The sequence below is a fragment of the Paenarthrobacter sp. TA1.8 genome (genome assembly GCF_048595705.1).
Taxonomy (GTDB): Bacteria; Actinomycetota; Actinomycetes; order Actinomycetales; family Micrococcaceae; genus Arthrobacter; species Arthrobacter nitroguajacolicus.
Map to the genome: position 1 here is coordinate 325,878 of NZ_CP184287.1, position 19,391 is coordinate 345,268.

The window sequence follows — 19,391 nt, forward strand, 5'->3', positions numbered from 1 at the left end:
TATGCGTACGTTTGGCGTCGAAGAGGAACTACTTATTGCCGATCCGGTGGACGGCATGCCACTGGCATTGGCCGCCGACATCCTGGATGTGGCCTCCCCTGAAGGCCCGGAGTCAAACCCTCAAGGGCCTTCGCTGAAGTCGGAGTTCAAACAGGAACAGATTGAGGTCAACTCGCTGCCCTGCCGGACTGCCAAGGAACTCAGGGCCGAGATCCGCGCCGGGCGGGCGTTGGCCGACTCTGCTGCCCTGGCTGTCGGGGCGCGGGTTGCCGCGTTGGCCACCCCGCCGGTCTTCCATGCCACGCCGACTACGGGCAACCAACGCTACGCTGCCATGGGCGCGGAATTTGGTTTGATTTCCCGCGAGCAACTCACTTGTGGCTTCCACGTCCACGTGTCCATTGAGTCGCCGGAGGAGGGAGTTGCAGTCCTGGACCGGATGCGCCATTGGCTGCCGGTCCTCTTGGCGCTGAGCGCCAATTCTCCGTTCTGGATGGGCGCTGACACGGGGTTCGCCAGTTACCGCACGCAGATCTGGAACAGATGGCCCACGGCGGGCCCCATGGATGTTTTCGGCTCGGCGGACGGCTACCGGGCGGTGCTTTCAGAGTTGCTGGGGACCGGAGTTCCACTGGATGAGGGCATGATCTACTTCGACGCCCGCTTGTCCAGGGGTCACCCGACGGTGGAACTTCGGGTTGCCGACGTCTGCCTCTACGCCGAAGACGCCCTCACCATTGCGGTCCTCGCACGTGCTCTTGTGGAAACGTCGGCAAGCGAGTGGCGCAAGGGGGGCCCGCCGTCGAGCACTTTGACGCCGGTAATACGCATGGCCAACTGGAAGGCCAGCCGTTTCGGCATCAACAACCAATTGCTGCACCCGCTGGAGCAGGCGCCATATGCTGCCGCCGATGTGGCCGGTGCCCTACTCCGGCACATCCGACGGGCATTGACTGAATCCGGGGATCTGGCGCTCGCGCGGACAGGGGTGGCGAACATCCTCCGGCGCGGAACCGGCGAGCGGCTGCAGCGGCAAGCTTATGGCCGGCGGATGCGGCTGTCCGACGTCGTAACTGCGGCAATCACATCCACGCATCAGGACGGCGAGCGGTCGGATGCCAGCCTGATTAGTCTCTGACAACAGAAGAACGACGACGGCGGCACGTCGCCGTGGGTGCCCACGGTAACGTCCCGCCGTGCGTGCTCATGGGCTGTGAACCCTGCGAGGATGGTTAGCCCTGGTTGATGCGGATCATGTTGCCCGAGGGGTCGCGGAAGGCGCAGTCGCGCGGGCCCCAGGGCTGGTCGATGGGTTCCTGGAGTACCTCGGCGCCGGATGCGCGCAGCTTTTCGAAGGTGGCGTCGAGGTCATCCGTGGTGAACACGAGCATGGGCATGACGCCCTTGGTGAGGAGTTCCTGGATGGCGTCGCCGTCGGCCTGTGAGCGGCCTGCGTGCGGCGGGGAAAGGACCAGCTCAAGATCAGGCTGGGCATCGCTGCCGATGGTGACCCAGCGCTGGCCGTCCGAGCCGACGTCGTTCCGAACGTCAAAACCCAGGGCGTCCCGGTAGAACGCGAGCGACTCATCGACATCGTTGACTGTGACGTGTGCGTACTTCAATGAAATGTTCATGAATCAAACGCTATTGCAGCTAGGACGCGGGCGCTTCTTCAATCCTGCTCAGGTTTTTGTTACCTGTTCGTTCAGGACGGGTGTGCTGTTTGGCGATGCAGTTGGGCATGGCCTTCACGGCGTGGTGCTCCCGGGCCCGGTATTCGCTGGGGTTGATTCCCACAATCTCCGTGAAGCGGGTGCTGAACGAGCCCAGCGAGGTACAGCCGACTTCCATGCAGGCATCTGTCACGCTTGTTCCTGTGCGGAGTAGGGCCATGGCGCGCTCAATGCGCCTGGTCATGAGGTAGTTGTACGGCGATTCGCCGTAGGCGGCTTTGAACTGGCGGGAGAAATGTGCGGGAGACATCAGTGCGCCGGCGGCCATGATGGGCACGTCCAGCGGACGCGCATACTCGCGATCGATGAAGTCGCGGGCGCGCCGCAGATGGGCCAGGTTGGCCAGTTCCTGCGGAGTCATGGGCACAGTCTACTAGGCTCGTCCCCATGGAATCAGTGGTGTGGTCGAAGCCCGAAAACCAGCGCAAGGGCACGCCGTTGCTGGTGATGATGCACGGGTATGGCACCAGCGAGCAGCGTATGGTTGACCTCTTCCCGCACCTTCCCGGCGAGTTCACCTGCGCGGCACTTCGCGGCCCCAAGAGCATCGGTGACCACTACGGCTGGTTCCTGCTGGACTACTTCCTGACCAACGACTTCGCGGATGTCATCGCGTCCACCAACTCGGTGTTCAACTGGATCAACTCCGTCAAGGACAACCACAGAAGCGTCAGCCTGCTGGGCTACTCGCAGGGAATGGCAATGGCCAGCACGCTCCTACGCCTGCGGCCCAACGCGTTCAAGGCAACGGTCGGGCTGTCCGGGTTCGTCCTGGACAACGATCTCCTGGCCCTGAGCGAGTCCTTTGACGCCCCGCCACCGTTCTTCTGGGGACGGGATAAGGCCGATCCGGTCATCAACGAGGACGCCATTGCCCACACGGAGGAGTGGTTGGATGCCAACGTCGCACTGACGGCGCGGACCTACCCTGGGATGGGTCACAGGATCGAGCCGCCCGAATTGGTGGATGTGAGCGCGTTCCTGAAGTACTACGTCTTGGGTTAAGCCCCAAGGATTAGAAGGCATCCAGACCACGGAATCAAGCTTTCGCCGAGATTCGCGTCACAATATCGCATTCGACCACACTCTATTGAATGACAAAATTGTAAGCGCTTACACTTTTGGCTGGTGTCCCGGTTAGGGGCTCACGCGAAGGCGTCAGACGAGGATGGAAAGGGTTGAGGCCGTGTTGCATGGTTAGGACTCACAGAGTGACAATCCAGGACGTAGCCGTTCTCTCCGGGTTGTCCATTTGCACGGTGTCCCGGGCCCTCAGGAACCTCCCCAACGTTTCTGAAAAAGCCCAGCGACAGGTGGCGGAAGCCGCCAGCAAACTTGGCTACAAAGCCTCCGCCGCAGCGTCCAGGCTGGCCGGTGGGAGCACGGGTTCGGTGGCCATCGTGGCCCCGACCGCCACTGCCTGGTTCTTCGCCCAGGCCGTGGAAGCAGCAGAGGAAGTCTTCGGCGACAGTGGCTACGACACAGTCCTGATCAGCCTGCGCAACAAGGCCGGCGTGCGGCAACAGTTCTTTGCGGATCTGGGAAACCTGGCGCAAAGAGTGGATGGGCTGCTGCTGCTCAATATTGACCTCGCCCCCACAGAAGTGGAAGCGTTGGAAGCCTGCGGGCTGGCAGTGGCCAGCGTGGGCATGCGAAATGTTCCGTGGGACAATGTAGGTATCGATGACGAACACGCAGCCTGGCAGGCCACCCAACACCTGCTGGGGCTGGGCCATTGGGACTTGGCAGTTCTCTCGAGCAATGAACACTCCGTTGTGACTGAGACTCCACGGTTCCGTGGCTTCAAACGTGCGCTGGATGATCACCACCTCACCGTCCACCCGGACCTTGTGGTGGGAGCCGGGCCAAGCATCGACGACGGCAGGCGGGCAATGACTGAACTCATGACCCGCGGCGGGAGGCCCACAGCAGTGTTCGCCCACTGCGACGAGGCCGCGTTCGGTGCCCTGATGGCACTGCGTGAACACGGCCTTTCCGTGCCCAAGAACGTGTCCGTGATCGGCATAGACGATCACCCCATGAGTTGGTTCCTGGGCCTGAGCACCGTGGCGCAACCCGTTGCCGACCAAGGCGCCTTCGCAGCAAACCTGCTGTGTGAACGCCTGCTGAATACTGAAACCCCCCATCAACCCTCCAACCACCTGCTCGATACCAAGCTCATCGAACGCAAGACCACGCGCCACAAGCGCTGAACGGAACAATGCACATGACTGATCTTCGTAATGCCTGGACTGGCGCCTCGGCGCTGTTGTTCGACCTCGACGGCGTGCTGACGCCCACTGCCGTGGTGCATGAGCAGGCGTGGCAGGAGCTTTTCGACGGTTACCTGGCCGCAACGGGCCATCCGCAGGGCTACCAGGAGAGCGACTACTTCGATCACATCGATGGCAAGCCCCGATTCGACGGCGTCCGTGACTTCCTGACGTCCCGCGGCCTCACACTGCCCGAAGGGCCGGTTCATGACCACCCGGACAACGAGACCGTGCAGGGCCTGGGCAACCGCAAGAACGCGATTTTCAACGAGATCGTGAACTCCCGCGGCGTTGAGCCGTATGAGGGCTCGGTCAAGTTCATCAACGCCGCAGTGGAACTGGGTCTCAAGGTGGCTGTGGTGTCCTCCTCGCGCAACGCGCCTGCAGTACTGAAGGCCGCCGGGCTCGACCACCACTTTGAGGTGGTCGTCGACGGTCAGGTTGCTGCCGGCGTCGGACTTCCAGGTAAGCCGGACCCCGCCACCTACGTCTATGGAGCAAGCCTGCTGGGCGTGCCTGTGGAGGAATGCATCGTGGTTGAGGACGCAGTGTCCGGCGTGCAGGCCGGCGCGGGAGCCAACTTTTACGCCGTGATCGGCGTGGACCGCGGGGCGGGCCGGAAAACCCTGCTCGACGCCGGCGCCACGCTGGTGGTGGACGACCTCAACGATCTTCTCTGACCCTACTTTTTTCGAAGGACTTCAACAGCCCATGGCACTCATCAGCTCCGATCGGCTTCGCTTCCCCTGCGAGCCCTGGAAGCTCGTAGAGAATATCCACGTCCCCGGTGACGAGGGAACGCTGGAAACGCTATTCGCGCTTGGCAACGGCCACCTTGGTATTCGTGGCTCGCATTCGACCGCCGGCGACGGCGAGCTTCCCGGCACGTTCATCAACGGCTTCCATGAGATTTGGGACATCAAGCACGCCGAAAATGCGTATGGCTTTGCCCGGACCGGCCAGCGGATCGTCTACGTGCCGGACGCCAACAACTTCACAGTCTCCATTGATGGCGAAGCCCTGAGCCTTGCCGAATCCACGGTGCTGGACTATCACCGCAGCGTGGACTTTTCCACAGGGGTTTACGAGGAAAGCATCACCTGGGCCTGCCGCTCGGGCGCTACCGTCACGACGGTGGAGCGTCGCGCCGTAGGCTTCGACTCCCGCGGATGTCTTGGCTTGGAACTGTCGCTGACAGCTGACCGCGACGTGTCCGCGGACATTACCTCCGGCGTCGTGAACCGCCAGGACCAGCCTGTGGAGGACCACTCGGTCCACGACCCCCGCCGCTCTGGCCGGCACGCTGGCCGGGTCTTGCTGCCGCTGCACCTCCAGGGCACCGACGGCTCGCTTCGCCTGGCATGGGAAACGTCCGAGTCCCGGCAGCGCGTCGCCATGGCCGTTGACCACTGGATTTCGGCTGAAGGCCAGCCCTTCGAGACCTTGGTGGCGGAGGACGAATCGTCCGTCCGCTACGTTTTGGCCATTCACGACGGCGACACTTTCCGTTTGGAGAAGTCGGTCAGCTACGTGGCTGCCGGCTCCTCTGACGCCGAAGACCGTGGTGAAAGCCTCGCGGCCGAAGCCGAAGTGAACCTGGTGTCCTTCTCCGACATCCTGGCCCAGAGCAAGGCCCACTACGCCGAATACTGGACCACGGCGGACATCTCCATTGGCGGTCAGCCGGAGATGCAGCAGGCGGTGCGCTGGGGTTTGTTCCAGTTGGCACAGGCTACTGCCCGGGCGGGCGTTGCGGGTATCCCGGCCAAGGGTGTGAGCGGTTCCGGTTACGAGGGCCACTACTTCTGGGACCAGGAGGTCTACCTCCTCCCGTACCTGACCTACACCAATCCCTGCGGTGCGCGGAAGGTGCTGGAATCGCGGCACGCAATGCTGCCGGACGCGCGTGTCCGAGCCAAGGAGCTCAGTGTGGACGGTGCACTGTTCCCGTGGCGGACCATCAACGGCCTCGAAGCGAGTGCCTACTACGCCGCCGGTACTGCCCAGTTCCACATTGCCGCGGCCATCGCCTTCGCCGCCAACCGATACCAGTGGGCCAGCGGCGATGACACCTTCCGCGGCGAACTCGGCGCAGACCTGCTGATTGAAACAGCACGCATGTGGGCGTCGCTGGGCTTCTTCGGCAAGGACGGAATGTTCCACATCCACGGCGTCACCGGCCCGGATGAGTACACGGCCGTGGTCAACGACAACCTATACACCAACGTCATGGCGCGCTTTAATCTGCGGGCCGCCGCCGCTCTGGAACACGAGGGGATCGCGGAAACCGAGCGCATGGTGTGGCGTCAGGCGGCCGAGCGGATGTCGCTCCCGTACGACCCGCACCTGGAAGTCTTCAGCCAGGACAACGACTTCATGACGCTGGAGCCGTGGGACTGGAATACACCCAAGTCCAAGTACCCGCTGCTGCTGAACTTCCACCCCTTGGTGATTTACCGGCACCAGGTCCTCAAGCAGGCTGACACCGTGCTGGCCATGTTCCTGCAGTGGCAGGACTTCACAGCGGAGGAAAAGCAGCGCGCTTTTGACTTCTACGATCCCATCACCACCGGCGACTCCACCCTGTCCGCCTGCGTGCAGGGCATCATGGCGGCTGAAGTTGGGTACGGCGACGTCGCGTTGAAGCACTTCACCGAGGCACTGTTCATCGACCTCGACAACTCCCACGGCAACACCATCGACGGCGTCCACATCGCCTCCACTGGCGGTATCTGGAGCTCCTTGGTGTGCGGTTTCGCGGGCATGCGCGACCAGGGCGAGGTGCTGCGCTTTGATCCTCGCTTGCCCTCGGAGTGGGAAGGCCTGTCCTTCCGGCTCAAGGTGCAGGGACGCCTGCTGGCCGTGGACCTCGCGCAGGGTTCCATGGCCCTGACAGTTGTACCTGGTGAGGGCTACAGCGACGAGCCGTTGAGGATTGATGTGCGGGGTTACGACGTCACTGTTGGTGCGGTCACCGTCACCGTGCCGCTGGACACCGTACCCGTCCCGCCGCCGTCGATCTTCCCCAGCGTCTTCCCGACGGCGGGCCTTCCGATCATCCATTAAGCCACCGGTGCCGCGACCCGCGTCAGGATGCCCGCGACGTGTGGTCCTCAATAAGGCCACTCGCCGCGATCTCCCGTAGCGAATAGATGGCCCTGGCTGCCGAGTCTTTGTCTTGGAAACAGATGGAGAGAGCGAGTTCCGTCCCGTCGCCATCGACGAGTCGGACGCGGCAATCACCTCCGGATTCTTCGAACAACTCAAAGTGGCCGGCCATCTATGCGGCGCCCCGTTCCGGAACCTCTGCGGGCGCCTTTGCCCCGGGCGCCCCTTGCGGAGCCGCGGCGTTTCGACGCCGTTCCAACTCGCAGTTGATCAGCTCCAGGAGCGCTTGGGCAGGCTCGGACAGGTGGTGGGTGTCGGGGGAGCCCAGCTGGTCGCAGTGCAGGAGCACGTGGCGGATCCGTTCCAGTTCCCGTGACGGCACTAAGGGCCAGCGGTGAAACAACTGCCTGACGGCGATGGCTCCAAGAAGGGCGTCGGGTTTGTTGGACCCACCGTGGCTTCCATGGGTTGCGGCTGCTCTTCGTCGAGCAACGCTGGCCGCGGAAGGCGCGGCCCCGTGGGCCAGGAGGATCTCTGACTTGAGGGAATTGGGGGCCAAAGCGGACCTCCCTGATGAGTGCGAAGGAAGCCGACTGCGTGACTATGAAATTAGCTTACAGAATGTGAGTTATGTCATGTCAATCATTACGTGAGTTGGCCGCCGTCGTAATTTGTGGTTCCGCGGCCCATGGCAAGGGGCCGCCACCTTTGCCGGGGTGGCGGCGCCTCTGCGTTTATCCGAGATGGATGTGGGGAGTGTCCTCGGTGCCGCTGAAGGTCTTGCGGTCGATCCTGATGAGGAGCAATGCAATCGGGGCGATCAGTACCGCCACTCCTGCCGCCCATAGGAACACCAGTGAGTAGCCCGAGGTCAAGGCGGTCAGTGTCCCGCCGCCGACTGCGGCCGTGGCCGCGGCCGCAATGGTGCTGAAGAGCGCGATGCCCAGCGAGCCGCCGATCTGTTGTGACGCGTTGACCAGTGCGCTCGCGACGCCGGCATCGTCCTTGTTCACTCCGAACAGGGCCAGGTTCTGCATGGGTACGAAGACCATTCCCAGGCCGATGCCCATCAACACCAGCGCAGGCAGCATGTTCACGGTGTAAGTGCCCTCGGGTGTGACCTGGGTGAGCCACAGCATGGCAGCGGCCATGAAGACAGGCCCCAAGGCGCTGGGGATTCTCGCACCCAACCTGGGCAGGTTCTTCGCAATGAGGCCCGCCGTGACAATCAGGACCACCGTCATGGGCAGCGATGCGATTCCTGCGGCAAACGGCGCGAAGCCCAAAACGATCTGCAGGTAGAAGTTGATGAACAGGATGCCGCCGATCAGCACTGCCCCCGCCAGGAACGACGCCAGGAAGGCTGCCGCGCGGTTGCGTTCCGTAGCGACGCGCAGCGGGAGCAGTGGATTCTTGACCTTGCGTTCGACGGCGACGAACAGTACCAGCAGCACCGCACCTGCGGCGATGAAACCCCACGAATCGATAGCGCCCCAGCCATGTTCGGCATTGGCGAAGCCGTAGACCAGGGAGCCCAGCCCCAGTGCGGCAAGAACGACGCCGGGCCAGTCGTATTTGGTGGAGCCACCGGCTTTGCTTTCACTCACCAAAGTCCAAACGCCGATGAGGGCGATGACGGCGATGGGGACGTTCACGAAGAAGCACCAGCGCCAAGAGACGAACTCGGTGAGAAAACCGCCGAGCAAGACTCCGGCCGCCGCGCCCACTCCGCTAATGGAGCCAAAGATGGCGAACGCGGTGCCACGGTCCTTGCCTCCCGGGAAAGCAACCGTCAGAAGCGCCAGCGCCGCCGGCGCGAGTAGTGCTGCGAAGATGCCTTGCAGCGCTCGTGCTCCGATCAGTTCCCACGGCTGCTGCGCAAGTCCACCGATCAGGGACGCGATGGCGAAGCCTGCCGAGGCTGTGATGAAAGTCCGTTTCCGCCCCCAGAAGTCCGCGATGCGCCCCCCGAGCAGCAGGAAAGCTCCGAAGACCAGTGCGTAGGCCGTGACCACCCATGCCCGGGTCGAGTCGCTGATGCCCATCTCCATCTGGAGGCGGGGGAGTGCCAGGTTCACGATGGTGCCATCCAGGACAACCATGAACTGGGCCAGGGCCAGGAAGGGGAGGGCGCGCCAGCCGACCCCCTTTTTGTTGTGTTGGCCTTGTTTGCCGCCTTGACCCAAAGAGCCCGGCGTCTCGAGTAGTTGTGATGCCACGCGTCACCCATTCTTGTAAGTAGTAATACTTATGAAAGTATAAGTACTTTTGGAGAGGCGTGTAAGCCGTAGGGGAGTGACTTATGTCCTAGTGATGTTCTGGTTGTGGGGTTTGTGCCAGTTCGGTTTACTGTTCGGGTGCCTGTTCGGGTTCGGCAAGGAACGAAGCCAGCCGCTTCAAGGCGGGCAGGCTGGCCGTGATCTGTTCACGCTCTTCGGGAAGCAATCGTTCGCTGGCTTTCGTCAGCGCATCAGCCCATGCACCCTCGAGGAGTGACTTGATGCGCTTGGATTCGTCCGTGGGGTGGAGGGAGACGTACCGCTTGTCCGCTGCATCCTTGACTCGCGTGACCAGGCCGGCAGCCACCAGCTCGCGCAACTGGGCGCTTACGTTGCTCAGTTGCCTCCCCAGGCGCGCGGCCACCTCAGCGACGGTGACGCCAGGGTGGCTCTCGATGACCCTAAGGATCTCCAGTACGCCGTTGGATATGGGACGGAGGCCTGTTTCGTTGAGCGACTTGCGCCGGATGTCGGACGAGATATCAATCATGCAGACGGCCAACGCCACGTGGTCCACTGGCTTTTCTCCCATCCGTCAAGCATAGGTGGGTGCAATAGTGGAGCCATGATCAACCAGCAAAAGCTCTGGGACGACGAAGCCGCAAGCCAGTACGACACCCCTGGCGAAGGGATCTTCTCGCCCGATTGCTAGGCTGGACTCATGACCCGTCGCCTTGCCGCCCTGACCGCCGTCCCCTTGCTGCTGCTGCTCGTCGGCTGCGGAGCCGTGGAGGAAGCAGCTACAAGCGCAGCCAGCGACGCCGCATCGAAGGTGGCTACGGCCGCCGCCGATGAAGTGACCAAGCAGGTGTGCGCTGTAGTCCAGGACGGTTTGGTCAGCGTTCAGGACAAGCAGTTGCTTGCCGGCTTGGTCTCAGCCGCTGGTGCTGCCGGCGTTCCCGCTGAAATCACGACGCCGTTGAACCAGATCGCAGAAGCCGGAGACGAGGTGCCGGCCGAGTCGGTTCAGGCCCTCAAGGACGCCTGCGCACCTTAACCCCTGAATCCCGCTTATCCGTGTGACTCACCGTTGTGCGGGTTGTGCAGCGAACTAGTGCGGGTTTCGCAGCCGGGCCAGCAGCCGGGCCAGCGGCCGGAAGCTAGCGCCCTGCCAGCACCGCCCGCGTCCGCACTGTGATTGCAGCACCGAGGACCAGGGCAGCAGCAACAGCCGCGGCGATCGCCGTCGGGAATGATTCCGGTGAGTTGGCGCTGCGGCCGACCGTAATCCACATGAGGCCCCACGCGATGGCGGCCGCCAAAGCGAGGCGCCCGTGACCCTTGATCGCCAAGGCGATGCCCATCACGGCAACCACCACCAAAACGGCGACGGACCAGACCTCGGGACGCAACCCGAAGCCCCCAAATCCTGAGGCTTTCAAAGCAGCAGCAATGTTGGCACACACGGCCACGCTGGTCCAGCCCAAGTACAAGCCCAGGGTCCCATCAACAACCACTGCCTCAACCCAGGACCCGGCCGGGCTCTGGCTGTAGCGCAGGAAAGCCAGCACAAGGGTCATCAGCAACGCCAGGATCACCAGGACGCTAAGCAGGAGCCAGCCAGCCTGCACGGACAAGATCCACGCAGCATTAAGGATCATGGACACGGCGACGATCCAACCAAGCGACCGCTGCCGCATGCTGGAGCGCTGTGACGGCAGCCATTGCCATACCGTGAAAGCGGCAAGCCCGGTGTAAACCACAGACCAGATGGAGAACGCCGGGGTCGCGGGAGCCAAAAGGGTTGAATCGGCGGCCAAAGCGCCGCCGGCTGCCTGCGCGATAGGCGTCCCGCCGAAGACGCCAACGCCGATCATCGAACCAACGATGCAGACCACCAGGCTCACGGTGACCATGATTTGCCGCAAAAGATCTGAGCTTCGGGTAGCCATATGCTGAGCCTCTTTCCTTGTGGGATGTGCGATGTCATGCATTCACGAGGTACGTGACCTAGTATCAAAATGCTAGTGAAACGAGCTTTACGCTTATCGAAGGAATGTGGGATGGACTCGGAAGGCCACGCAAAGGGCTATTGGTACGGGAAAGACCCGGGCCAGAAGGCCATTGCCATTGATGTCCTGAACGCCTTGCGGGATTACCGCGCCTCCGAGCAAGCGATGCGTCGCAGGACCCGCTCGTCCATGGGAATGGGAGAGAAGGATCTGTTGGCCCTGCGTTATCTCTTCGAAGCCGAGGCCGCGGGCAAAGTGATGAAGCCGAAGGACTTGGGCGACAAGCTCGGCATAACGTCGGCGTCCATGACCACACTGATTGACCGTTTGGTGGAGTCCGGCCATATTCGGCGCGAACCCCATCCCACTGATCGTCGGGCATTGATCCTGAAGGCCACTCCGGGCTCGGACCAGGAAGTGCGGCACACTTTGGGCGGAATGCACCGCCGGATGCTGGACGCGGCGTGCGCCTTGAGCCCTGACGAGTCGCAGGTAGTGGTGAACTTCCTGCAGCACATGCGTGAAGCGTTGGACACGATCGACGAAGAACCTGAGGCGCCCGAACAAACGCCGCCTTCATGACGCGAGGCTCCACTGCAGGATAAAAATGAGCGTTATCAGGAATCCTGAACCGTAGTTGAGCCAGATGAACCGCCGCCATGCCACATTGGTGCGTGCCGCCGTCGTATCCGTGACGTTCCAGTCCGGGGCGCAGTTGACGATGTACGGCACGGCAATGATCGCCGCGAGCGGCCCCGGCCACGGCGTGGCCAGCATGGCCAGTCCGGCAACAAGCCAGAGTCCGACGGCGAGCCTCACCGTCCGGCGGGCACCGATGACCGTTGCTATGGAGCCAATGCCGGCTTGCCGGTCGGGTTCAATGTCCTGAACCGCGCCGAAGGCGTGTGCGGCCATTCCCCACAGGAAAAACGCGGCCAGCAGGATCAGCAGCCCCGGCGTCACGTCAGCGCCGGCCAATGCCAACCCGACGACGGCGGGACTGACGAAGTGCGTGCTCGACGTCAGCGAGTCCAAGACGGGGCGTTCCTTGAAGCGAAGTCCTGCAACCGAGTAAGCCACCACGGCGAATGCACTTACGGCCAGGCTGACCCACGCGCCAGGCCCACCAGCGAATGCCAGTACCAGCAGGAACGGAATGTTGGTGATCGCCGCGAGCCACAGCATGGGCCGGTGAAGGTGCGGCAGGAGGAGCGCGCCTTCGATGCCGCCCTTGCGCGGGTTCTTGAGGTCCGACTCATAATCAAACACATCATTGATGCCGTACATGGCCAGGTTGTACGGGATCAGGAAGTAAAACGTGCCAACGATCAGAACCCAGTCGATCTCGCGGGTGGTCAAGAGCATGGCGGCGGCAAACGGGTAGGCAGTGTTGATCCAACTGACCGGTCGTGACGCCAGCAGGGCTTGGGGGACGAGGCTTTTGAGGTTGGATGAACTGGAACCCTTACGCTTGCGCGTCAGCCACATCCACAAGCCAGGTAGCGCCACGACACCCGCCAGCGGATAAGCGAAATCCTCGATGGGTGCCAAGCCAATCTTGAGGCCGAGGATATGCGAAGAGTCGTAGTGGAAGAGCTCCATCCCGATCATGACGGAGTCGAACACGGCAGTGAGGACGGCCAAGGCCGCGAACGCGAGTCCTACGGCTTTCCAGTGCTTGCCAGCCTCACCGGGCCGGGCGCCCTGACGAGCGAAGATCACGCCGGCAACGGCTGCCGCGGCGATGAAGGCGAGCGCGAGCCACAGGTACGTCATACGGTCTCCCGCTCTTTCTCACGGCGAGTGACCAGTAAACGGTCAAGCAGTCGCCGCGCACCTGTGTACAGGACCATCGTGCACAGCACCAGGAAAATCAGGAACACGGGTTCTTCAATGGGCAGCTCCGGCGCGAGCAGCAACCCCGTGGCGATGGTGCCTTCCCCGCGCAGGAAGATCCCCAGTCCGATTCCGGCCAGGTCCCACGCAAGAAGGAACAAGAGCCCGACGGCGGTCACGATTGCCGCTGCTTTTGCGTCCCGCCAGAAGAACAGTCGGAAACGGTGGTCGAGCAGCAGCATGCAGGTGATACCCAGCAGCAATGAGAGCAAGTAAAGAACACCCATTAGCCAATCCTGCTAGCTACAGGCCTCACAGTGGTAGGGCCGGTGCTGTGATCGCCGCGAATTCGCTTCAACACCAGCTCGGCGCTGATGAGGCACATGGGCACACCGACACCCGGTGCAGTGGTGGCGCCCGCGTAGTAGAGGCCGCGAACACGTTTGGACGAGTTCTGGGCCCGGAACATCGCGCTTTGCCGGAGGGTGTGTGCCGGTCCCAGCATGCCGCCCCGCCAAGAGTTGTAATCTCGTGCGAAGTCGGCCGGTCCGATGGTGTGCCGGACCACCACGCGTTCGCGGAGGTCCGGAATGTTGGCCCACTGGGCGATCTGGTCGATTGCGGCGTCGGCAGTCCGTTCGATCAGCACATCGCCGCTGCCATCAGGTCCACCCGCTCCCAGGGATGGGTCGGCGGGGATGGGAACCAGGACAAAAAGGTTCTCGTGGTCCGGTGGTGCGACACCGCCGTCGGTAGCACTGGGCTTGCAGACGTAAATGGACGCGGGATCCGGAATGCCCGGTTCTTCACCGAAGATTGAGGCGAAGTTTGACTCCCAATCCCGGGTGAAGAACAAGGAATGGTGGGGAAGGTCCGGCAGCGCACCCTTTACACCCAACATCACCAGCACTGCTCCGGGCCCACTGGTGCGGCTCTGCCAGTACTTTTTGTTGTAGCTCCGGTCCCTAACGCCCAGGAGCTGGGTTTCGGTGTGGTGCAGGTCGGCGCCGGAGACCACCTGGTCCGCAACGCTGTAGTGCTCTGCCCCGGAGTTGTCGCGCCACTTAACGCCCGTGACTTCGCGGCTGTCCTTGCCGGTAAGGCCGGAGGGAAGGTTCAGGCCGTCAAAGCGCCCCAGTTTCTTGGTGTGCGTGGCTTCGCGCGTGGTGATCTTGAGGGCTTCCGCGCCCGTGTGAATCCTGACCCCTGCGTCGAGCGCCAATGCTTCGAGGCGCTCAACGAGGGCCCAAAAGCCGCCCATCGGGTACTGCACGCCGTCCCCGAGGTCCAAAGCACTCATCAGGTGGTACATGGCCGGCGCATCGGAGGGGTTGGTGCCCAGGAAGACTGCCGGGTAGCCCAGAACCTGGCGGAGCACTGGATGCTCGAATCGCTGGGCCACGTATTTATCGAGGGGCGTCAGGAGCAGCTGCGCGAGCTTGGGAAGGCTGCGCACAACCTGTGGTTGAAGCAGCGCCTGGAGTTTGGTGAACGGGTTGTAGAGGAAGAACCTTTCGGCCATTTCCGTGGTGTGCCGCGCAGAAGCGAGGTAGGAGTTGAGCTGTTTGGAGCTGCCGGGCTCAACTCGCTCGAAGGTTTCCAAAACCTGGTCACTGCCAAACGGGACGGTGAGCGGGTCGGGCCGCACGCCGTCGTGGTTTGGTTCGCTGAAGATGCGGTACGCAGGGTTGAGCGTCCTGAGGTCCAACTGTTCGGCGGTGCTGGTGCCGAGCAGATTGAAGAAGTGGTCGAAAACGCCGGGCATCAGGTACCAGGAAGGGCCGGTATCCCAGCGGAAGCCGTCCCTCTCGAGGCTGCCGGCACGGCCGCCCACCTGGTCACGCTGTTCGAGGAGCTGGACCTCGTGTCCTTCGTGGGCGAGTAGCGCGGCGGTGGCAAGCCCCGCGATGCCACCGCCGATCACTACTGTCCGGGTCATCGGTGCAACTCCATCCAGGTTGAGGCGACGGCGCGAGCGGCAAGCCCGGCTTTCACGGGATCCGGTACACGGACCCGGGAGCGGTAGAGTTCGTCCACGGTGGTCTGTTCGATCCTGTCGGTGAGCGCTTGGAACAGTGCCAGCGCGCTCCGGACAGCAGCCCTGGCGTCGCGCGGAAGCATTGGAATGACGGCGTTGGCGTCGGCAAGCTGCGCCCGAATGGTGCTGACCCAGCCCATGCGGTCGCGGTCCTCAAGATGGTCTGCGGTGCCAAGGTAGCTGCGCCCCAGCCGGGTGGTGTCGTCCGCAAGATCCCGGAGGAAGTTGATGTTCTGGAAAGCAGCGCCCAACCTGCTGGCGCCGTGCTCCAAAGCCGCAGCGTCGCCGTCGTCGATCTTCTCGTCCCGCATGAAGACGCGCAGGCACATCAGCCCCACCACCTCCGCGGAACCGTGGACGTAACCGTCGTGGGCGTCGGCGTCGAAACGGAGCGGTGCGGGCGGGGCCGCATTTCTCTCAAGTAAGTCAGTGCGCTCGCCGAGGTCCATGCGCATGGAGTCAAAGAACGGATCGATGAGCGAGTCATCGATCCCCGCCGCACGGGCCGTCTGGGCGAATGCGTGGATGATGAGGTCGCTGCTGTAGCCGAGTTTGACGGCCCGGTGTGTCTCATCAATGAAGTGCGTCAGGGCGTCGCACTGCTCCTGGTAGCTCAGGCCGGCTTCCGCCGTGACGCCGTCCACGAGTTCGTCGGCCACCCGTACCAAGGCATAGATGTTGCGGACGTGCTGGCGGTGCCTGGATCCCAGCAGCCTGCATGCCAAACCGAACGAGGTGGAGTATGCGGAGATGACCTGGTTGGCGGCGCGCTCGGCCGTCCGGGTGAAATGCGTCAACGAGGTATCGGTGGCGACAGTCATGATTGCCGTCCTTCCAGCTGTCCCGCGAGGTCAAGCAGGACGTTGCGTACGCTTGCCGGGATGGTGGTGGTCAGCTGACTGTTGAATGCCTGCATTTGTTCCTCGATAAGGCCTTGGACGAATGCCTCGGCTCCGCAATCGCTGAGATGCCGGCGGACGTGCTCGCCGTCGCCGACACTGAGCTCGGGCATGCCGAAGAAGGGCTCGATGTCCGGCCAAGCGTGCGTTGTCCGTGCATGGGCGATGATGGCCGTCTCCTTGCCCTCGCGGAGGTCCGAAAAGGGATCCTTGCCGTGGCGGCGAGGATCCCCGAACGTGGACAGGAGGTCGTCCTGGAGTTGGAAAGCCAGCCCAAGATGCCTGCCGGCGGTTGCGAGCGAATTCTCGACGGCGAAGTCGGCGCCGGCCAGCGTAGCGGCGGCACGGAGCGGGAGCTCGAAGGTGTACGTGGCGGTTTTGTAGCCACACATCACCAGGATGGTCTGGAGGTCCGGGGCTATGACGCCGTCACCCAGACCCACATCCAGTTGTTCGCCGGCCACTGTCTCGTTGATGGTGTGTTCCAGGAGGTCGAGGAGCCGCAGGCGAAGCTCGTGGGGGAGATCCGCCCGGGCGAAGGACTGGTGCGTAGCCGCGAGGAGCATGTCGCCCATGAGTATTCCGCCGGTTTGGGCCCAGTGGAGGCTGCTACCGGCGCGGGTTCCACGAACGCCGTCAGCGCCATTAACGCCGTCCGCGCCGTCCGCGGCGTCCGTGCGGGCGGTTGCGGAGGCTTCCGCGAGGAGGGAACCGATCAGGTTCGGGTGCCCGCGTCGGACAAGGTCGCCGTCGATCACGTCATCGTGCAGCAGGAAGGCGTAATGCAGGAGTTCAATGGCGGCGGCGATGCTGATGGCGGTCTCGCGCTGACGTGAGTGTGCGGAGTCGTACTGTTGATGCCGCTGGCAGAGGGCGTCGTACGTTTCCATGAGTAACAAGGGCCGGACGAACTTGCCGCCCAAGACGTTCTGGCCCGCGAGCGCCCAAATCCTGGCGAAGTCCGGGCCATAGGCGGTCGCTGCGCTGGCCCTTTTGCCGATGAGTCCGCTCAACTCGTTTTCGATCGCAGTGCAAAGATCGGTGCGGCCGCGTACGGCGCTTGAGGTGATGGTCATGCTTCGGCTCCAGCTTGGAGTGGCAATGCGTTCGCCTCGAGGAGCTCCGGGAATTGAAGCCCGAGCCACGGGCTGAAAGCGGACGGTGTGTGTTCCAAAGCATCGGCCAGCAGTGCGGGTGAGATCCAGGCCCAGTCCGCTACCTCGGCGGGATTCGGCTTCAACACCCCGGTGATGCGGGCTATGTAGACAGGGCAAATTTCGTTTTCCACTATGCCCGTTGGATCTACTGCCCTGTATCGGAAGTGGGGGAGGACCAGTTCAATTCTGTTGGCGTCCACTCCGAGTTCGAACTGCGCGCGTCTAAGAACCGCATCCTCGAACTCTTCACCGGGGCCCGGGTGGCCGCAGAAGCTGTTGGTCCAAACACCGGGCCACGTTTTCTTTTCGGGTGAACGGCGGGTCAGGAGAACTTCCCCGGCGTCGTTGAGCAGGTAGCAGGAAAAGGCGAGGTGGAGGGGCGTATCCAGTGTGTGAACTCCTGCCTTGGGAGCCTCGCCTATGGGCGCCCCGGCGTCATCAAGGAGGACCACCATCTCTGTCGCGTTCATGTTGCGCCTTCCTCCACACCCTGTTTCTGCCCGAAATCTGAATATTGCTAGACAAGCTAGAAGAAAGGCTACCATGTAGGAAGTTAGGTGTAACATACCAAACATGTCCAGTCCTGAAGAGACACCTGAAGAAGCCGGGACCCCGGTTTCCGCTGGCATCTACGATTTGGACGCCAACGATCCTCATCAGGAACTGGTGGATCGCTCCGACCTCTCCGACGCGGATGTCCAGCAAATCAGCGACGTAATGGCAGCGCTGGGAAGATTGCGCGAAGCCGAACAACGCCTCTCCGACGCCTCGCTCCGGTACATGAAACTCAACCAGTCCGACATGCGTGCGCTGCACTACCTGATTGTCTGCGCCAACCATGGCGTGATAGCCACACCAGGCGCAATAGCCTCCCGGCTCAATATCTCGACAGCCTCAACCACCAAGTTGCTCGACCGGTTGGAACGCGCCGGCCACGTCACGCGACGCGCGCACCCCTCCGACCGCCGCGCCCTCGCCATCGCCATCACACCCGAAACGCACGAGGCCGCCATGAGGACCGTTGGGCGGCAGCAGGCCAAACGGTTCCTCGCTGCGGCCAGGCTGAGCCCTCCCGAACGGGAATCGGTGATTCGATTCCTCGACGACATGGCACAGGAGATCGAAGTTTCACATGAAGCGTGGGCAGGTTCGGGGACGTAGGCCCGCCGCCGATTCAGAGAGCCGGACTAGTAAAGGAAGATCGGCAGCCAGTCCCGGTTGTGTGCATGCACCAGCGCGAGGAACAGCACGAAGTCGAACAGCAGGTGTACGGACACCACGTACGTGAATGACTTGGTGAGCTTGAAGGTGTAGCCCTGCAGCAATGCGAACGGGAACGTCAGGAGCGGACCCCACGACTGGTAGCCGATCTCCCACAGGAATGACGAGAACACCACAGCTTGCAGGAGGTTGGCCAGCCAGTCCGGAAAATGCTGCCGCAGCAGGGTGAAGGTGGTGCAGATGAAGAACAATTCATCCCAGATACCCACGGCGTTGACGCCAAGGAAGAGCCGCCAGAAGATATCGGGATCGGAAGCATCCGGCCAGTTTTGGTAAACACCTGTCCGGATCAGGTACACCGGCAGGATGAAGTAACCGAGCGCCACCACGCCTATCAGGTACAGCTTCGCTGCCAAGGGCCACTTGCGGCCGGTGTTCACGGGAAATTTGATGATGTCCTCGCGGTAGGCGAACCGGGACACCAGCCATGGCACCAGCACAGCCAATGCCAGGGCGCCGCCCATGAGGGCCATGTGCTCTGTGCTGAGGTCGGCGTTGAGCGGTACCAAGCTGAAGATGGTCATGCCCGCCGCGATCAATGCGAGGTGTCGCATCAATCGGTGGTCGATGAAAGCCGCGGTGGCCACGCTCGCCAGCAGCAGGCTATAGCCGAGCAGCTCGTTGCCCATCGCAAAGAGCGGCACGCCGGACAAGGAAAGCAACGCCGCCGGCAGCAGCTTCCAACTGAGTGCGGTGCGGGGTGATTCCGTTGAAATGGATGTCACCCCTCCAGCATGTCAGGGCTTGTCGTCCAAGGACACGTTTTCCCTTGTCAGGAGTCATTGCGGTGTCTCGGATGCTCTGATTCCTCTGTAAGATTCGTGACAAGGCCCAC

Annotated in this window: 20 protein-coding genes and 1 pseudogene; 9 read left to right on the top strand and 12 right to left on the bottom strand. The window is 62.6% G+C overall.

Annotation, left to right across the window (positions count from 1 at the left end; translation table 11 throughout):
- The first annotated feature begins 1 nt into the window (after position 1).
- Complete coding sequence (locus ACNAOT_RS01720) at positions 2 to 1,138, top strand: glutamate--cysteine ligase (protein WP_420179785.1); 1,137 nt, start codon at positions 2 to 4, stop codon at positions 1,136 to 1,138.
- Between the two features lie 94 nt (positions 1,139 to 1,232).
- Here the strand turns inward: ACNAOT_RS01720 and ACNAOT_RS01725 are convergent, their stop codons facing one another.
- Together ACNAOT_RS01725 and ACNAOT_RS01730 are read right to left on the bottom strand one after the other, a co-directional pair.
- Positions 1,233 to 1,634, bottom strand: a complete 402-nt coding sequence (locus ACNAOT_RS01725; protein ID WP_011773069.1) for a VOC family protein — start codon at positions 1,632 to 1,634, stop codon at positions 1,233 to 1,235.
- 19 nt (positions 1,635 to 1,653) lie between these two features.
- Positions 1,654 to 2,094 carry a helix-turn-helix transcriptional regulator gene (locus ACNAOT_RS01730; RefSeq protein WP_420179786.1) on the bottom strand — a complete coding sequence of 147 codons (441 nt, stop codon included), beginning with the start codon at positions 2,092 to 2,094 and terminating at the stop codon, positions 1,654 to 1,656.
- Positions 2,095 to 2,120: 26 nt separating this feature from the next.
- Here ACNAOT_RS01730 and ACNAOT_RS01735 point away from each other — a divergent pair, with 26 nt between their 5' ends.
- The 5 genes from ACNAOT_RS01735 to ACNAOT_RS01755 all read left to right on the top strand — a co-directional run bounded on the left by ACNAOT_RS01735 (position 2,121) and on the right by ACNAOT_RS01755 (position 7,490).
- Positions 2,121 to 2,738 carry an alpha/beta hydrolase gene (locus ACNAOT_RS01735; RefSeq protein ID WP_420179787.1) on the top strand — a complete coding sequence of 206 codons (618 nt, stop codon included), beginning with the start codon at positions 2,121 to 2,123 and terminating at the stop codon, positions 2,736 to 2,738.
- Positions 2,739 to 2,944: 206 nt separating this feature from the next.
- On the top strand, positions 2,945 to 3,946 hold the full coding sequence (locus ACNAOT_RS01740; RefSeq protein ID WP_243836645.1) for a LacI family DNA-binding transcriptional regulator: 1,002 nt from the start codon (positions 2,945 to 2,947) through the stop codon (positions 3,944 to 3,946).
- Between the two features lie 8 nt (positions 3,947 to 3,954).
- A complete protein-coding gene (locus ACNAOT_RS01745; RefSeq protein ID WP_091464727.1) occupies positions 3,955 to 4,686 on the top strand; it encodes an HAD family hydrolase in 732 nt (243 codons plus the stop codon).
- A gap of 31 nt (positions 4,687 to 4,717) precedes the next feature.
- Positions 4,718 to 7,072 carry a glycoside hydrolase family 65 protein gene (locus ACNAOT_RS01750; RefSeq protein WP_420179788.1) on the top strand — a complete coding sequence of 785 codons (2,355 nt, stop codon included), beginning with the start codon at positions 4,718 to 4,720 and terminating at the stop codon, positions 7,070 to 7,072.
- A gap of 112 nt (positions 7,073 to 7,184) precedes the next feature.
- Entirely contained in the window at positions 7,185 to 7,490 is a 306-nt protein-coding gene (locus ACNAOT_RS01755; RefSeq protein WP_420179789.1) for a hypothetical protein, read from the top strand.
- Positions 7,491 to 7,848: 358 nt separating this feature from the next.
- Here ACNAOT_RS01755 and ACNAOT_RS01760 read toward each other — a convergent pair whose 3' ends face one another.
- Positions 7,849 to 9,333, bottom strand: coding sequence for an MFS transporter (locus ACNAOT_RS01760; RefSeq protein ID WP_420179790.1), 1,485 nt, complete (start codon positions 9,331 to 9,333; stop codon positions 7,849 to 7,851).
- Between the two features lie 127 nt (positions 9,334 to 9,460).
- Positions 9,461 to 9,925, bottom strand: coding sequence for a MarR family winged helix-turn-helix transcriptional regulator (locus ACNAOT_RS01765; RefSeq protein ID WP_420179791.1), 465 nt, complete (start codon positions 9,923 to 9,925; stop codon positions 9,461 to 9,463).
- Positions 9,926 to 10,054: 129 nt separating this feature from the next.
- Between ACNAOT_RS01765 and ACNAOT_RS01770 the strand changes: the two genes are divergently transcribed.
- On the top strand, positions 10,055 to 10,390 hold the full coding sequence (locus ACNAOT_RS01770; RefSeq protein WP_178992942.1) for a hypothetical protein: 336 nt from the start codon (positions 10,055 to 10,057) through the stop codon (positions 10,388 to 10,390).
- 103 nt (positions 10,391 to 10,493) lie between these two features.
- On the opposite strand, the gene ACNAOT_RS01775 is transcribed toward ACNAOT_RS01770, so the two are convergent.
- On the bottom strand, positions 10,494 to 11,285 hold the full coding sequence (locus ACNAOT_RS01775; protein ID WP_420179792.1) for a TspO/MBR family protein: 792 nt from the start codon (positions 11,283 to 11,285) through the stop codon (positions 10,494 to 10,496).
- A 111-nt stretch (positions 11,286 to 11,396) separates the two neighbouring features.
- On the opposite strand from ACNAOT_RS01775, the gene ACNAOT_RS01780 reads away from it, so the two are divergent.
- Positions 11,397 to 11,927: a MarR family winged helix-turn-helix transcriptional regulator gene (locus tag ACNAOT_RS01780; RefSeq protein WP_420179793.1), complete on the top strand. Its 531-nt coding sequence runs from the start codon at positions 11,397 to 11,399 to the stop codon at positions 11,925 to 11,927.
- Here ACNAOT_RS01780 and ACNAOT_RS01785 read toward each other — a convergent pair.
- From ACNAOT_RS01785 to idi, 6 genes and pseudogenes are all read right to left on the bottom strand, one after another.
- Positions 11,922 to 13,121, bottom strand: coding sequence for a prenyltransferase (locus ACNAOT_RS01785; protein WP_420179794.1), 1,200 nt, complete (start codon positions 13,119 to 13,121; stop codon positions 11,922 to 11,924). The two genes, ACNAOT_RS01780 and ACNAOT_RS01785, sit on opposite strands and share 6 nt — an antisense overlap.
- Complete coding sequence (locus tag ACNAOT_RS01790; protein ID WP_420179795.1) at positions 13,118 to 13,468, bottom strand: lycopene cyclase domain-containing protein; 351 nt, start codon at positions 13,466 to 13,468, stop codon at positions 13,118 to 13,120. The genes ACNAOT_RS01785 and ACNAOT_RS01790 overlap by 4 nt, the downstream gene beginning before the upstream one ends.
- Positions 13,468 to 15,198, bottom strand: a pseudogene (crtI, locus tag ACNAOT_RS01795) (phytoene desaturase family protein); the annotation flags it as partial. The pseudogene crtI and the gene ACNAOT_RS01790, both read right to left, overlap by 1 nt.
- Positions 15,117 to 16,040, bottom strand: a complete 924-nt coding sequence (locus tag ACNAOT_RS01800; protein ID WP_420179796.1) for a phytoene/squalene synthase family protein — start codon at positions 16,038 to 16,040, stop codon at positions 15,117 to 15,119. The gene ACNAOT_RS01800 and the pseudogene crtI, both read right to left, overlap by 82 nt.
- On the bottom strand, positions 16,037 to 17,194 hold the full coding sequence (locus tag ACNAOT_RS01805; RefSeq protein ID WP_420179797.1) for a polyprenyl synthetase family protein: 1,158 nt from the start codon (positions 17,192 to 17,194) through the stop codon (positions 16,037 to 16,039). The genes ACNAOT_RS01800 and ACNAOT_RS01805 overlap by 4 nt, the downstream gene beginning before the upstream one ends.
- Positions 17,191 to 17,745 carry an isopentenyl-diphosphate Delta-isomerase gene (gene idi, locus ACNAOT_RS01810; RefSeq protein ID WP_420179798.1) on the bottom strand — a complete coding sequence of 185 codons (555 nt, stop codon included), beginning with the start codon at positions 17,743 to 17,745 and terminating at the stop codon, positions 17,191 to 17,193. The genes ACNAOT_RS01805 and idi overlap by 4 nt, the downstream gene beginning before the upstream one ends.
- A gap of 103 nt (positions 17,746 to 17,848) precedes the next feature.
- On the opposite strand from idi, the gene ACNAOT_RS01815 reads away from it, so the two are divergent.
- Positions 17,849 to 18,436 carry a MarR family winged helix-turn-helix transcriptional regulator gene (locus tag ACNAOT_RS01815; RefSeq protein ID WP_420179799.1) on the top strand — a complete coding sequence of 196 codons (588 nt, stop codon included), beginning with the start codon at positions 17,849 to 17,851 and terminating at the stop codon, positions 18,434 to 18,436.
- 26 nt (positions 18,437 to 18,462) lie between these two features.
- Here the strand turns inward: ACNAOT_RS01815 and ACNAOT_RS01820 are convergent, their stop codons facing one another.
- Positions 18,463 to 19,281 carry a CPBP family intramembrane glutamic endopeptidase gene (locus ACNAOT_RS01820; RefSeq protein ID WP_420179800.1) on the bottom strand — a complete coding sequence of 273 codons (819 nt, stop codon included), beginning with the start codon at positions 19,279 to 19,281 and terminating at the stop codon, positions 18,463 to 18,465.
- Positions 19,282 to 19,391: the final 110 nt, after the last annotated feature.

Excerpts from the sequence above, each read along its gene's own strand:
- ACNAOT_RS01735 (WP_420179787.1), top strand. The coding sequence starts at position 2,121 with ATGGAATCAGTGGTGTGGTCGAAGCCCGAAAACCAGCGCAAGGGCACG.
- ACNAOT_RS01720 (WP_420179785.1), top strand. The coding sequence starts at position 2 with ATGCGTACGTTTGGCGTCGAAGAGGAACTACTTATTGCCGATCCGGTG.
- ACNAOT_RS01725 (WP_011773069.1), bottom strand. The coding sequence starts at position 1,634 with ATGAACATTTCATTGAAGTACGCACACGTCACAGTCAACGATGTCGAT.
- ACNAOT_RS01815 (WP_420179799.1), top strand. The coding sequence starts at position 17,849 with ATGTCCAGTCCTGAAGAGACACCTGAAGAAGCCGGGACCCCGGTTTCC.
- idi (WP_420179798.1), bottom strand. The coding sequence starts at position 17,745 with ATGAACGCGACAGAGATGGTGGTCCTCCTTGATGACGCCGGGGCGCCC.
- ACNAOT_RS01750 (WP_420179788.1), top strand. The coding sequence starts at position 4,718 with ATGGCACTCATCAGCTCCGATCGGCTTCGCTTCCCCTGCGAGCCCTGG.
- ACNAOT_RS01805 (WP_420179797.1), bottom strand. The coding sequence starts at position 17,194 with ATGACCATCACCTCAAGCGCCGTACGCGGCCGCACCGATCTTTGCACT.
- ACNAOT_RS01770 (WP_178992942.1), top strand. The coding sequence starts at position 10,055 with ATGACCCGTCGCCTTGCCGCCCTGACCGCCGTCCCCTTGCTGCTGCTG.
- ACNAOT_RS01730 (WP_420179786.1), bottom strand. The coding sequence starts at position 2,094 with ATGACTCCGCAGGAACTGGCCAACCTGGCCCATCTGCGGCGCGCCCGC.
- ACNAOT_RS01800 (WP_420179796.1), bottom strand. The coding sequence starts at position 16,040 with ATGACTGTCGCCACCGATACCTCGTTGACGCATTTCACCCGGACGGCC.
- ACNAOT_RS01775 (WP_420179792.1), bottom strand. The coding sequence starts at position 11,285 with ATGGCTACCCGAAGCTCAGATCTTTTGCGGCAAATCATGGTCACCGTG.
- ACNAOT_RS01765 (WP_420179791.1), bottom strand. The coding sequence starts at position 9,925 with ATGGGAGAAAAGCCAGTGGACCACGTGGCGTTGGCCGTCTGCATGATT.
- ACNAOT_RS01745 (WP_091464727.1), top strand. The coding sequence starts at position 3,955 with ATGCACATGACTGATCTTCGTAATGCCTGGACTGGCGCCTCGGCGCTG.
- ACNAOT_RS01780 (WP_420179793.1), top strand. The coding sequence starts at position 11,397 with ATGGACTCGGAAGGCCACGCAAAGGGCTATTGGTACGGGAAAGACCCG.
- ACNAOT_RS01790 (WP_420179795.1), bottom strand. The coding sequence starts at position 13,468 with ATGGGTGTTCTTTACTTGCTCTCATTGCTGCTGGGTATCACCTGCATG.
- ACNAOT_RS01785 (WP_420179794.1), bottom strand. The coding sequence starts at position 13,121 with ATGACGTACCTGTGGCTCGCGCTCGCCTTCATCGCCGCGGCAGCCGTT.